The following is a 12,480-nucleotide window of genomic DNA, read 5'->3' on the forward strand; positions in this document are numbered from 1 at the left end:
TTAAGTTGATTAACTAAATCATCATTATTTTAATGGAATAAATATGAAGCTAATAAATAAAATTAATAAATTGAGGCCTAAAAGTGAACAACCTTCATTAGCTAGCAGTCTTGAGAGTGATCGTGGTCGAATTATTAATAGTGCCGCATTAAGAAGATTACAACAGAAAACTCAGGTTTTTCCACTTGAGCGTAATGCCGCAGTTCGCTCTCGTTTGACTCATTCACTCGAAGTGCAGCAAAATGGACGCTTTATTTCTAAAACAATCATCAAACTACTTAAAGAAAAGGGTTTGGGCGACATATTAAATTACGAAGAAAATAAAATTATAGAATCCTTAGCTGAGCCGCTTGTTACGTTAGTTGAAATGGCTTGCTTGATGCATGATATTGGTAACCCAGCGTTTGGTCACTTTGGTGAAGCTGCTATAAATGACTGGTTTACAAAGTATTTACTGAATCATAAAGACTATAAATATGTAACGAAAACCTTTTGTGAAAATGAAAAATTTACTTTAGTTACATTAGAAGAAAAATTACTATTTGATTTGTGTAACTTTGAAGGGAATGCACAAGCAATTCGAATAATACATAATCTATCAGCTTTAAATTTAACTTACTGCCAAACCGCCAGTATTTTAAAATATACTCGGTGTGCGACAGAAGTGAGACCCGAAAGCACAGACTCAAGAAGTTATCTAAAAAAGAAAGTTGGTTATTATTACAGCGAACAAGCTTTTGTTATGGAATTATACGATAAGTTACAGATTCAAGTTGGAAACAGGCATATAGCTTCTTATATTATGGAAGCTGCTGATGATATTGCTTACTGTTTAGCTGACATGGAAGATGCTGTTGAGAAAGGTTTTATTAAAATTGAAGTACTTAAAGATCTATTGGTTAAAGAATATTCGAGCATTATTGATGGGTATAAATTAACTAGCCAACAAGATGAAACTTTTATGGAAAAAAAGTGCGAATATGCGTACAAAAAGGCCAAAGAGAACCCCACTAATCTCGAAAGCGAATTTTTTATATGGCTTCGAGTTGGTTTAATACATCCTTTAGTTAATCACGCATCAACACGTTTTGTTGACAACCTTAATGAAATCTATAATGGTAGTTTTAATCAATCTCTTCTTGAAGATGGTGGATACCAACATGCTATAACGAAGTCACTGAAAAATGTTGCTTCTAAACATGTTTTTTGCCACCCCGAAGTAGAAAAGCTCGAGCTCCAAGGGTATAAAATTACATCAGGAATTCTAAATGAATATCAAAGATTACTAGATTTGAAAGCGGAAAGTTTTAGAAAAATTATTAATAAAGAAAAGATCCTACCTGTAGAGACACGGTTGCTAAATCGTATATCAGACAAGTTCATAGAAGTTTATAAGCATACCGTTGATAGCCTGAATGATGAAGAAAAAGCTCAGCCAATATACGAGTTTTATTTTAGATGCCGTTTATTGCAAGACTTTGTTAGTGGTATGACAGATCAATTTGCTTACGACACATATAAAATACTCACGGTCTCTGAATAATGATTAAATAGGCTATCTAAGATCACGCAAATTTAAAGGTGACTCTATTCGATAGTCTTCATTCATGAGTAACGCAATTAGTGGTGAAGTTTTTAACTCCTACATAATTTCACCCCTGCTCCAGCATGTTTAAGCGCAATAATCTGCCCTTTACCGTTATGCGCCATAGCCAACATGTCACCCGTATTTAGACCACTTTCTACCGCATGTTTACCCTTTAAATCACTTAACAGTGAATGCTTAATTTGTACGAGTACCTCGTCATTACAGCTGGCTATGTACCAGTCGTTATCTACCTTTACGAGTGTGCCGTATTCTATGTGGCGCTGTTGGTGGCGGCGTAAATCGTTAGCTAATTGACTATCAAGCGCGTGTTTTTGCTCGTTTATAGAGCTTGCGTAGCTACCAGCTTGGTTTATTTCGTGTGTTTTAATAATTGAATAGTCGTGAATGTCTATAGTGTTAAATACGCTGTTAAGTACGGTTTTAGGCTCTGTATTTATTACGTTGTTATTATCAAACACAATAAAGGCGAACACACCGAGTGCGCAGGCAAGGCTGGTTAGTTGTAGCGTAAAACTAAGCCTTGTGGGCTTTTTAGGCTTTATATGTGTGGCTTTTTTGAGTAGCGCTTTTTGCTGGGCAGCGCTGAGTGTAGTGCGTGCTTTTCGCTCTTTGTAGTGTTGTGTGAGCTTTTGATCGAACGGCTCATCAGGCTTGTTCATTGCTTGCTCCTAATAAACGTTTAAGGTTTTGTTTGGCGTAGCGCAGCCTTGTTTTAATGGTTTCAGCATTGCTATGCGTTATAAGTTCTATGTCGGTGAGCGAAAAGCCTTCTTGTTGTAATGTTATGGCTTCGCGCTGTACAAAGCTAAGTTGTTTTAGGGCGGCGTCGAATGCGTCATAACTTATGTTTGAGCTGCCTATATGCGAGTCACCACTAGTTAAGTCACTGCTATTTAAGTCGCTTTCGCTTTTATGATTTTGTGCTGGTAAGTGCGTGCTTTCGTCAAGCTCTACAAAGTGCTGTTGCTTGCGGTATTCGTCAATGAGTGTGTTGCGGGCAAGTTTAAATAACCACGCTTTGGGTGTGGTTTGTGCTTGGTAAAGGTGGCGTTTTTCGATTACTTTTAGCCATGTTTGTTGGCTTACGTCGTATGCTAAATGCGTATTAGATTGCGTAATAAGGTAGTGGTATAAGTCGTTACTGTAGAGGGCAATAAGCTGCTCTAAGTAACGATTGTCGCCACTTTTTGCGTAACTTGCCATGCAGTCCTTGCTTGGCGTTTCAAATAACCATGACTTAATACTTAGTAGCATAGGCTCATCGCTTTTATTGTTGTAATTTGAAGTCGAGTTGTACGGTTTGACCTGTTTGTAATTGTGCCACACCTTCAATTACTTTGGGGCGATATTTCCAGCGTTTAATAGCTCTTATTGCTTCGCGGTCAAAGGTGCGTTTTGGCTCGGCGTTAATAACTACTGGGTCGATTACCTCCCCCGTTGGCGAAATACTAAAGCTTAGTTGTACCCAACCTTCAATGCCATCGCGCGCGGCTGTGGTTGGGTATTTAGGGTTTATGCGCACTATGGGTGTTGCATCCCCTGTTGGGCGATTAATGGTGTTATTTATGTCGCCACCAAAATCGTCAATCATCACTGGCGTAAAGTCGCTAATTGCAAGCACAGGATCGGCTGATGTATCAAGCGGTGGAGCTTTTGGCGGCACTTTAGGCATTGGCGGTGGCGGCTGTATTTTTTGTATATGCCTTAGCTTTGAATCCTCAGGCGCTTGAAAAATCTCTACTATAATATCGTCCCCAGGTTTAACCGGTGCGCGTTGCTCGCCACTTATTAAATATTGCATAAACGCAAAAGCTGCAAAGGTCATTACTGCACCGCCAATAACGGCGGTTGATGTTTTAATAAATACTGGGTTGTTAGGTACTTCAAGTGTGTGCATAAGCCGCTCCAAATTTTATTGATCACAACAATTAGGGTGTTTTCAAAGCTATAACGGGTGGCAAATCAAAAAGGGGTGAAATAATTTTATAAAAAATGTGGGGTTTAGTTACAATAGCCATTCGCAAATATTAAAACTTACATTTTTAGGCTGTTATGCAACTCATTGAAATAAATAAAGCGCGTTACCGTAAACATTTAAACCGTGTTATTGCAGGGTGTGGTATTGGTTTAGCTGTAGGCAGCTTGGCTATATCGCAAACGCTAATTGCTTTATTTCCTGATGAAAGTGGTAGCCATTTTCATTGGAACTTAATAGGTGTTGCTATTACTAGCGTTGGGCTTGCGTGGTTACTTAATAAATACCGTACACATAGTTTTATGACAGAAGTTGTTTATGTGTGGGAGCTTAAAAAAGCACTTAATAAAATAACCCGCAAAATGGCTAAGTTAAAAGCAGCAGGGCGCGAGGGTAATGCCGATGCGTTATTAGCGATTCATTATAGTTACGCAGGCTCTCGGTTATTGTGGCAGCTAGACGATAATCTAATCACCATGGACGATTTAGCCATTAAACAAGCTGAGCTTGAATCTGTTGCAGCGCAACATAACGTAACGCTTAACGTTGAAGATTACGACGCAAGTATTTTAAAACAGTTTTAAAGCAGTTTTAAAACATAGGTTTTTAAATTAGTTAGAGGAGCCTTAATGAAAAAAATACTCATAGTGTGTTTAGGTAATATTTGCCGCTCGCCAACCGCAGAAGCGGTATTAAAAGCCCGTGCTAAAAAACTAGGCGTTAACGTTAAAGTTGATTCGGCAGGGACTATTGGTTACCACGAAGGTAAAACGCCTGATAGCCGCTCAATGGCAGCAGGCGAAAAACGTGGTTATAGCTTTAAAGGTATTTGTTCACGTAAAGTACGCAGTAGCGACTTTACTGAGTTTGATTTGATTTTAGCGGCCGATACGCAAAACTTAGCTGATTTAAAAGCCCAGTGCCCTGAGCATTTACGCTACAAGCTGGCGCTATTTTTAGAATATGGCGAGCAAACCCAAAGCGCTATTCCTGATCCTTATTACGGCGGCGATGATGGCTTTGAAAATGTGCTCGATTTAATTGAAGCGGCTAGCGATAAAATACTCGCTAAAATTTAATCCCTATTTTATTACTAAAGCTAAATTTAACGAGCTTTTTGTCGTATTGCACAGTGTCCCTAAAGTAAGTACATTTTATGCTTACTCAAAGGGAACTTTATGAAAATAAAAATATTACTACTCACTTTATCTATCGCTTCTTGTTCTACTTTTGCTAACGATGTTAGTTTTTCGATTGGGGGTGGCTATCCTTATTTAGTTATTCCTGAAGTGTCTTTGTCGGCTAACGACGACACACAACGCTGGTATGCAAACTACAAAATAGGCCTTGATGATGGTTTTTCAGCAGGTTTTGAACAAGCGGTAAGTGATAATAAAAAACATGCTTTTGGCGCGCTTGTAGGTGCAATTGGCGCAAGAGATACAGACCAAGAGTGTGAAAGTTCAACAAATGATGTAGCAACTGACTTTGCTAATACGCTAGGTTGTGTAATTGGCGGTATTTTTGATGAAGAAACAACAAACGGCATAGGGCTTACGTACAGCTACAACTTTAATGGATTGAACCACGCTGGTTTTAGATTAGAGCTAGATGTGGGCTACGGTAAAGCAAGCGATAGCAATGAAAAAAGAGCCGATGGCGGTATTAGCGTAAGTTATGAATTTTAACTACATGAGTTTTGTATTAGTTAGTTTTAAAAAAGGCGCATAAAGCGCCTTTTTTAATGAGCCGCTTTTAGTGGCGGTTAATTTTAAAGTCGAGTTGTACCTGAGAAGTAGCGCTAACGGGTTTGCCATTTTCGAACTTTGGTGCGTAACGCCATTGCTCAACAGCTGCTTGGGCTGACTTTTCAAATGCGTTGCCACCTTCAGAACTAAGCACTTTTAGGTTTTTTACAAAGCCAGCTGCGTCTACCTCAAACTCCATAACAACGCTACCATCGGTACTAAACCGGGCTTTATGCGCTGGGTATTTAGGATTAACACGATAGAGAGGTGTTTGCTCTTGTGATTCTTTCCATGGCACCATTTGAGCGATAGCTAGGCAATGTTTAGTTGCTTCTTCGCTTTTACCTTGTTTTTCGTACAGACCTACAAGCTTTGAATGAGCAGTTAGCTCAGCACTGTGATCAAAGCTTAAGTTATCGTCAAATGCAGTAACTATATTATTTAAGCGCTCAATTGCTCGGTTATATTTTTTGCTACCTTCGGCAAATGCGGCTATTAAAAAATTGGCTTTAATTTGTTCTACCGAGCTACTCGGAATATTTTCACGGTAGTATTCGTCGGCTTCTTCTAGGTAGTTTTTAGCTACGCGATATTTTTTAGAGCTAAACTTTTTAGCAAGCAGCGTTGCCGCTTCTAGTTTCATGTCGGCTACAAACTTAGGCTTATTTTGTGTTTTAGCTATTTCAATTACTTGTTCTAAAAAGTTAGCTGCTTTGTAAGCTGATGTTGTGTAGTTAGCTTGGCCGAGTAGTGCATCAATTGTTTCTATTGATAGTTTACCGTGGTTTGCAGCTAAAATAGTATGGGCTTCGTTATAGAGTGCAAAACGCTGTTCGTTTAGCTCATCGCCGTAGCCTTTTATTGCTTTAGCGTAATTAATAGCTAAGTTGGCAGTATTGTCGTCGCTTTTACCGTAAACGGCTTTACCTGATGTGTAAGCAAGTTTGGCAGTTTGTTGTACGTTTTTGTCTGCTTTAACTGCTGCTAAATAGCTTTGGTATGCTTGGCTAAATACCGTTTGAGGATCGCTTGCTTGGCTGGCGAGTGCTGTAGTACTTAAAGTTGTTGCGCTTAGAGCAGATAAACTTAAGCCTATAAATAAAGCGAGTTGCTGACGTTTCATAATAATCCCTATTAACTTTTAAATTGAAACTAGGTTGACGTAATTACAACAGTTTCTTATTAATATAATTTTTGACTGAATGGTAAAACTACTTAAAGGCGTTCAAAATACAGTTCAGCTTGAGTTGTTGCATTTACAGGTTTTCCATTTTTAAACTTTGGAGCGTAACGCCATTGTTTAACAGCGGCTATCGCTGATTTTTCAAACGCTTTAGAACCTTCAGAACTAATAACCTTAGGATTTTTCACAAAGCCATGGGTATCAACAGTAATCTCTAATATAACTATTACATGACTTTTAGTTTCACCGCGAGGGTATATAGGCTCGGTTATGTAGAGTGGATTTTGCTCTGAGGTATTTTTCCAGTGCGTATTTTTAGCAAAGGCTAAGGCGTGTTTAGTCGCTTTATCGCTTTCATCTTGTTTTTCATATAGCTGAACTAAGCCAACATGCGCATTAAGCTCAAAGCTTTGATCTAAATTTTTATATTTATCAAATAAGCCAACTATACGGTTTAGCCTTTTAGTTGCTTTGTCGTAATCTTTACGGCCACTCTCAAATGAAACCATTAAAAGGTCAGACTTTATACGCTCTACTGCATTATCAGGTAGCTGGGCTTGGTAATATTTATCTGCATCTTGAGCGTATTTTTTCGCTAAAGAATATTCGCTATGGCTAAACCCATAAAGTAATGTTTCTGCAGCTTCAAATTGCATATTAGCGACAAGGCCAGGGTCATTTTGTAATTCAGCGATTTTAATGAGTTGCTTAAAGTTTTTGACTGCGGTATCTGATTTATTCGTATGAGTGGCTTTGGCTAGTAGCGTATCCATAGTCTCTATTGAGTTTTCGCCATAGTTTTTAACTAAAATACGGTGTGCCTGTGAATACAAATCAAACCGTTTCTCTTCATTACCATACCCTATAGCCACAAGGTTCTTTGCAACATAACTGTTGATGGCTTTAGCGTAGTTAATAGCAAGCTTTGCCGTTTCATTGCTATTTTCTCCATATAGAGCGAGCCCTTTTTGATAAGCAAGTTGTGCTTCTTTTTCAGCTTGTTCTTTGGCTGCAACGAATGCTGAGTCAGTTTCTTCGGCGTTTGCAGATACAACTTGAATGCTATTTACTTGGTTTGCGAAAGTGTAGTTAGCAAAGGCTAATAAGCTTAATCCTATTGATATGGCGAGCTGTTGGTGCTTCATAATAATCCCTATTATTTATTAGCCCATAAAATTACCAAAACTATCAAGGTCTGTCATTATTTTAGGTAAATTAAAGTAAACAAGCGAAGTTGTAATATTCGGGTTATTAATTGCTTAACAATCATTGAAAATAACGCCTGTCGTCGCCATATAATTGCCATAAACAGTCTTGTACTACGGTGTATTTATCCTATTTTGTGATATTATCACTTTATTGTCGTGTCGTAGTTATTTAAATATTTGGATTTGTCGTGGCGCAAGTAAGAGCAAGAGTCCAGCTTAATGTTGGCAGAAATAGTGATATCCCTGCAGAAATAATCTCATTTACTGATTTAAAAGATGGCAAAGAACATATTGCTATGGTGTTTAACAACGCTGATACAGAGCAAGATGTACCGCTTATTCGTATGCATTCTGAGTGTTTAACAGGTGATGTATTTTACTCATCGCGTTGTGATTGCGGCGAGCAGCTAAATGAATGTATTGAAATGATGCACGAGCAAGGCGGTATTTTATTGTATTTACGCCAAGAAGGTCGTGGCATTGGTTTATACAACAAAATTGATGCTTACGTATTGCAATCGCAAGGTATGAACACCTACGAAGCTAATAATCATTTAGGCTTTGCTGATGATTTACGTGACTTTTCGGATGCTGTGTTAATGCTTAATGCGCTTAATTTAAGCCACGTTAAATTAATGACCAATAATCCTAAAAAGCTTAACGCATTAAAAGATGCCGGTATTAATGTTGACTCGGTTGTGGGCACGCATGCGCACATTAAAGCGGGTGTTGCGGGTAATAAATCGTACCTAGAAACAAAAATTAAGCATGGCGCGCATATGTTAGATATTAAGAAAATTAAAAAACCTTAATCATTTAATTACGTTTCGTCTATTAATACCCCCTCACGCCAAGTTATACTTGGCGTGTTTCGTTTTAAATTAAGAGCAAGTATGTCTACACAATTACGAATTTTTAAAGCCGATGCAGGGCTAAAGTGGTTAAAAACCGGATGGCTTATTTTTAAAACCCAGCCAGCAACCTTTATTTTTATGCATTTATTTATTGGCATTGTAGGGCTGCTGTCTTTATTTTTACCTTTACTGCAAGTTGTGGCAGCGCTAGCTACGCCATTTTTAACCGCAGGCTTTTACCAAGCGGTGCTTAGTAAGCAGCAGGGCGGAAAAATTATGCTAGCCGATATTCTCAAGCCATTTACGGCTAAGGGAAATCGTTTAGGGTTACTACGTTTAGCACTTTACCAAATGGGTGCGGGCATTTTAATGGCGCTACTCGCTAATGGCTTATTTGCCGATGCAGTGGCTGTTATGAGCCAACCAGGACTTGATCCAAATGTAGCACTTGAGCAAATGCTTGATAGTATTTCGGGCGCGAATGTCATTTTGTTTTTTATGGCAATGCTAATTTACTTAACAGCGTTTGCTTACGCTGTACCGCTTGTTTATTTTAGTAAAGAAACACGTATTTTAACGGCACTTAAAAAATCGTTAATGGTGTTTTATCATAACATTTTGCCACTTGGCGTTTTTGGCCTTATTTGCGCATTATTTATGGCGCTTTCGATGTTCTTATCGTTCTTACCACTGTTGATTTTAATGCCAATTTGCTACATTAGCTTTTTTGTATCTTATCAAGCCATTTTTATGCCTGTTGTACCACCAAGTGACGACATTAATGTTAAGCCACTTAGCAGTGAAACAAGCGGGCGTTTTGACGCTTAATGGATGATAAATTAAAGCAAAAACTAAAAAACTATGTACTTTGGTTACTAGGGCGCCAAGAATATTCGCGTCGTGAGTTAACGCTTAAGCTACAGCAAAAAGAAGCGACAGAAGAGTTTATTGAAACGCTGCTTGATTGGTGCGAAAAGCATAATTTTATTAACGAGCAGCGATACTGTGAAGGCTTTGTAAGAAAACACATATTTAAATGCCACGGGCTTAAGCGAATACAAAGCGAAGCTATGGGCAAAGGGATTGATCGTTCGCTACTTGAATTGGTAGTTGAAGAGCTTGAAGTAGATTGGTTTGAGCTTGCGCAGGATGCGTACAATAAAAAATATTCGAATACACCGGCCGATCTCGATTACAAAGACAAAGCTAAGCGCGTGCGCTACTTAATGTATCGGGGTTTTAGCTACGATGAAATTAATTTTGCAATGCAAGCACAGTAAATACAGGTGAGACTTTCAAATGCAGCACATGACTACCGCACAAATTAGGCAACAGTTTTTAGACTTTTTTGCCAGCAAACAACACCAAGTTGTACCTTCAAGCTCGCTTATTCCGGGTAACGATGCCACGTTGTTATTTAACAATGCCGGCATGGTGCAATTTAAAGATGTATTTTTAGGCGCAGAAAGCCGCCCTTATACACGTGCGACTAGCTCGCAGCGCTGTGTACGTGCTGGCGGTAAGCATAACGATTTAGAAAATGTGGGCTACACTGCTCGCCACCATACATTTTTTGAAATGTTAGGTAACTTCAGCTTTGGTGATTACTTTAAGCAAGAAGCTATTAAGTTTGCATGGGAGTTTTTAACTGAAGAAGTAAAACTACCAAAAGAAAAGCTTTTAGTAACTATTTACCACGATGACGAAGAAGCGTTTGAATACTGGTCAAAAGACATTGGCTTATCTGAGGATCGTATTATTCGTATTGCTACCTCAGACAACTTTTGGTCTATGGGGGATACCGGTCCGTGTGGTCCGTGTTCTGAAATATTTTATGATCATGGCGAACACATTTGGGGCGGACCTCCGGGCTCTCCAGAGGAAGACGGCGACCGTTTCATCGAAATTTGGAACCTTGTATTCATGCAGTACAACCGTCAAAGCGACGGCACAATGTTGCCTCTACCTAAGCAATCTGTTGATACGGGAATGGGCCTTGAGCGTATTTCTGCTATTTTGCAGGGCGTGCATTCAAACTACGAAATCGATTTATTCCAAGGCTTAATTGCCGCTGCTGCAAGTGTTACTAATGCACAAGACATGGACGATAAATCACTACGCGTAGTGGCGGATCATATTCGTTCGTGTGCGTTTTTAATCTCAGACGGTGTTATGCCATCTAACGAAGGCCGTGGTTATGTACTGCGCCGTATTATTCGTCGTGCTGTGCGCCACGGTAACAAGTTAGGTGCACAAGGTTCGTTTTTCTATAAATTAGTTGCTGCGCTAATTGAGCAAATGGGTCAAGCGTACCCTGAGCTTGCTAAGCAACAAGAAATTATTGAAAAAGTATTACGCATTGAAGAAGAACAGTTTGGTAAAACACTTGAGCGTGGCTTAGCTATTTTAGAAGAAAGCTTAAGCGACCTTAAAGGCGATATTATACCGGGCGACTTAGTATTTAAACTTTACGATACGTATGGTTTCCCTGCTGATTTAACAGCCGATGTTGCGCGTGAGCGCCAGATGACAATTGATCATCAAGGCTTTGAAGAGTGTATGGCTGTACAACGTAAAACAGCGCAGCAAGCAGGTAAATTTGGTGCAGATTACAATGACCAATTAAAATCAGATAAACACACTGATTTTAAAGGTTACGACAGTACACATTACAGCGCGACCGTTATTGAAATTTTTGCCGGTGGCGAAGCTGTTCAGTTATTAGAAGATGGTCAACAAGGTATTGTAGTACTAGACCGCACACCGTTTTACGCTGAATCAGGCGGTCAAACGGGTGACACGGGTACTATTACAGTTGCTGGTGGCGAATTTAATGTTACTAATACCACTAAGCTTGGTAATGCTTTTGCTCACCACGGTACTGTACAAGGCCGTATTGGTGTTAATGACAAAGTTGACGCAACTATTGATGATACGCGCCGCGACAGCATTAAGAAAAACCACACAGCTACGCATATTTTACACGAAGCATTACGCCAATTATTAGGTGACCATGTAGGCCAAAAAGGCTCGCTTGTTCAGCCTGATCGTTTACGTTTTGACTTTTCGCATTTTGAAGCGGTTACTAAAGATGAGCTACGTGAAATTGAGCGTGTAGTTAATGACGAAATTCGTCGTAACTTTGCACTTAATACTGAGCTTATGGCTATTGATGATGCTAAAGCGAAAGGTGCTATGGCATTGTTTGGCGAAAAGTACGATGACGAAGTACGTGTAGTTACTATTGGCGACTACTCTATTGAGCTTTGTGGTGGTACTCACGTTGAGCGCGCTGGCGATATTGGTTTATTCAAAATTGTATCTGAAAGCGGTATTGCCGCAGGTGTTCGCCGTATTGAGGCCGTAACTGGTGCAGATGCTGTAGCGTACGTTAGCGAGCAAGAGCAACAACTTAGCGATGTTGCAGCTTTAGTTAAAGGCGATAGCGCATCGGTACTTGAAAAAGTAACTGCGTTGCTTGAAAAATCTAAAGGCCTTGAAAAGCAAATTGCACAGCTTAGCGATAAGCTAGCAAGTGCAGCGGGCGCGTCTTTACTTGATTCGATTGTTGAAATTAATGGCGTTAAGCTACTTGTAGCAAACGTTGAAGGTACTGAATCTAAAGCGCTTCGCGGTATGGTTGATGACCTTAAAAACAAGATTGGCTCAGGTGTTATTGCACTGGGTGTTGCCAGTGGCGACAAAGTAAGCCTAATTGCCGGTGTAACGAAAGACTTAACAGGCAAGGTAAAAGCCGGTGAGTTAGTTAACCATATGGCAGGTCAAGTAGGTGGTAAAGGTGGCGGACGTCCAGATATGGCACAAGCCGGTGGTAGTGAACCACAAAACCTTGCTGCTGCACTAGATAGCGTTACAGCTTGGTTAACTGAGCGTACTTAAGCC

At 39.6% G+C, this 12,480-nt stretch carries 13 protein-coding genes; 8 read left to right on the top strand and 5 right to left on the bottom strand.

The annotated features are described in order from the left end of the window. The first annotated feature begins 43 nt into the window (after positions 1-43). Positions 44-1,543 carry a dGTPase gene (gene dgt / locus GQR52_RS01575; RefSeq protein WP_165727232.1) on the top strand — a complete coding sequence of 500 codons (1,500 nt, stop codon included), beginning with the start codon at positions 44-46 and terminating at the stop codon, positions 1,541-1,543. A 92-nt stretch (positions 1,544-1,635) separates the two neighbouring features. Here dgt and GQR52_RS01580 read toward each other — a convergent pair whose 3' ends face one another. The 3 genes from GQR52_RS01580 to GQR52_RS01590 are packed head-to-tail and all read right to left on the bottom strand — an operon-like array spanning position 1,636 to position 3,506. Then, complete coding sequence (locus tag GQR52_RS01580; RefSeq protein WP_165727233.1) at positions 1,636-2,268, bottom strand: hypothetical protein; 633 nt, start codon at positions 2,266-2,268, stop codon at positions 1,636-1,638. Next, positions 2,255-2,863, bottom strand: coding sequence for a sigma-70 family RNA polymerase sigma factor (locus tag GQR52_RS01585; RefSeq protein WP_165727234.1), 609 nt, complete (start codon positions 2,861-2,863; stop codon positions 2,255-2,257). The genes GQR52_RS01580 and GQR52_RS01585 overlap by 14 nt, the downstream gene beginning before the upstream one ends. Before the next feature lie 13 nt (positions 2,864-2,876). Beyond that, a complete protein-coding gene (locus GQR52_RS01590) occupies positions 2,877-3,506 on the bottom strand; it encodes an energy transducer TonB (RefSeq protein WP_165727235.1) in 630 nt (209 codons plus the stop codon). A 155-nt stretch (positions 3,507-3,661) separates the two neighbouring features. Here GQR52_RS01590 and GQR52_RS01595 point away from each other — a divergent pair, with 155 nt between their 5' ends. The 3 genes from GQR52_RS01595 to GQR52_RS01605 all read left to right on the top strand — a co-directional run bounded on the left by GQR52_RS01595 (position 3,662) and on the right by GQR52_RS01605 (position 5,272). Next, positions 3,662-4,168: a DUF3087 domain-containing protein gene (locus GQR52_RS01595; protein WP_165727236.1), complete on the top strand. Its 507-nt coding sequence runs from the start codon at positions 3,662-3,664 to the stop codon at positions 4,166-4,168. A 45-nt stretch (positions 4,169-4,213) separates the two neighbouring features. Further along, positions 4,214-4,663, top strand: coding sequence for a low molecular weight protein-tyrosine-phosphatase (locus GQR52_RS01600; RefSeq protein ID WP_165727237.1), 450 nt, complete (start codon positions 4,214-4,216; stop codon positions 4,661-4,663). A gap of 99 nt (positions 4,664-4,762) precedes the next feature. Next, the gene (locus GQR52_RS01605) at positions 4,763-5,272 is read left to right on the top strand and encodes a hypothetical protein (RefSeq protein WP_165727238.1); all 510 of its coding nucleotides are present in this window, start codon (positions 4,763-4,765) and stop codon (positions 5,270-5,272) included. A 67-nt stretch (positions 5,273-5,339) separates the two neighbouring features. On the opposite strand, the gene GQR52_RS01610 is transcribed toward GQR52_RS01605, so the two are convergent. Together GQR52_RS01610 and GQR52_RS01615 are read right to left on the bottom strand one after the other, a co-directional pair. After that, positions 5,340-6,455: an energy transducer TonB gene (locus GQR52_RS01610; protein ID WP_165727239.1), complete on the bottom strand. Its 1,116-nt coding sequence runs from the start codon at positions 6,453-6,455 to the stop codon at positions 5,340-5,342. A gap of 92 nt (positions 6,456-6,547) precedes the next feature. After that, positions 6,548-7,660 carry an energy transducer TonB gene (locus tag GQR52_RS01615; RefSeq protein WP_165727240.1) on the bottom strand — a complete coding sequence of 371 codons (1,113 nt, stop codon included), beginning with the start codon at positions 7,658-7,660 and terminating at the stop codon, positions 6,548-6,550. A gap of 251 nt (positions 7,661-7,911) precedes the next feature. Here GQR52_RS01615 and ribA point away from each other — a divergent pair, with 251 nt between their 5' ends. From ribA to alaS, 4 genes are all read left to right on the top strand, one after another. Next, complete coding sequence (gene ribA / locus GQR52_RS01620) at positions 7,912-8,535, top strand: GTP cyclohydrolase II (RefSeq protein ID WP_007583803.1); 624 nt, start codon at positions 7,912-7,914, stop codon at positions 8,533-8,535. Positions 8,536-8,616: 81 nt separating this feature from the next. After that, entirely contained in the window at positions 8,617-9,405 is a 789-nt protein-coding gene (locus tag GQR52_RS01625) for a BPSS1780 family membrane protein (protein WP_165727241.1), read from the top strand. After that, complete coding sequence (locus GQR52_RS01630) at positions 9,405-9,857, top strand: regulatory protein RecX (protein ID WP_007583805.1); 453 nt, start codon at positions 9,405-9,407, stop codon at positions 9,855-9,857. Before GQR52_RS01625 ends, GQR52_RS01630 begins: the two co-directional genes overlap by 1 nt. Positions 9,858-9,876: 19 nt before the next feature. After that, complete coding sequence (alaS, locus tag GQR52_RS01635) at positions 9,877-12,477, top strand: alanine--tRNA ligase (protein ID WP_165727242.1); 2,601 nt, start codon at positions 9,877-9,879, stop codon at positions 12,475-12,477. Positions 12,478-12,480 lie beyond the last annotated feature (3 nt).

This window comes from Pseudoalteromonas sp. 31A1 (genome assembly GCF_011378815.1).
In the GTDB taxonomy this organism is placed as follows: domain Bacteria; phylum Pseudomonadota; class Gammaproteobacteria; order Enterobacterales; family Alteromonadaceae; genus Pseudoalteromonas; species Pseudoalteromonas arctica.

Excerpts from the sequence above, each read along its gene's own strand:
- GQR52_RS01605 (WP_165727238.1), top strand. The coding sequence starts at position 4,763 with ATGAAAATAAAAATATTACTACTCACTTTATCTATCGCTTCTTGTTCT.
- GQR52_RS01615 (WP_165727240.1), bottom strand. The coding sequence starts at position 7,660 with ATGAAGCACCAACAGCTCGCCATATCAATAGGATTAAGCTTATTAGCC.
- GQR52_RS01625 (WP_165727241.1), top strand. The coding sequence starts at position 8,617 with ATGTCTACACAATTACGAATTTTTAAAGCCGATGCAGGGCTAAAGTGG.
- GQR52_RS01585 (WP_165727234.1), bottom strand. The coding sequence starts at position 2,863 with ATGCTACTAAGTATTAAGTCATGGTTATTTGAAACGCCAAGCAAGGAC.
- GQR52_RS01590 (WP_165727235.1), bottom strand. The coding sequence starts at position 3,506 with ATGCACACACTTGAAGTACCTAACAACCCAGTATTTATTAAAACATCA.
- alaS (WP_165727242.1), top strand. The coding sequence starts at position 9,877 with ATGCAGCACATGACTACCGCACAAATTAGGCAACAGTTTTTAGACTTT.
- GQR52_RS01610 (WP_165727239.1), bottom strand. The coding sequence starts at position 6,455 with ATGAAACGTCAGCAACTCGCTTTATTTATAGGCTTAAGTTTATCTGCT.
- GQR52_RS01580 (WP_165727233.1), bottom strand. The coding sequence starts at position 2,268 with ATGAACAAGCCTGATGAGCCGTTCGATCAAAAGCTCACACAACACTAC.
- GQR52_RS01630 (WP_007583805.1), top strand. The coding sequence starts at position 9,405 with ATGGATGATAAATTAAAGCAAAAACTAAAAAACTATGTACTTTGGTTA.
- GQR52_RS01600 (WP_165727237.1), top strand. The coding sequence starts at position 4,214 with ATGAAAAAAATACTCATAGTGTGTTTAGGTAATATTTGCCGCTCGCCA.
- dgt (WP_165727232.1), top strand. The coding sequence starts at position 44 with ATGAAGCTAATAAATAAAATTAATAAATTGAGGCCTAAAAGTGAACAA.
- GQR52_RS01595 (WP_165727236.1), top strand. The coding sequence starts at position 3,662 with ATGCAACTCATTGAAATAAATAAAGCGCGTTACCGTAAACATTTAAAC.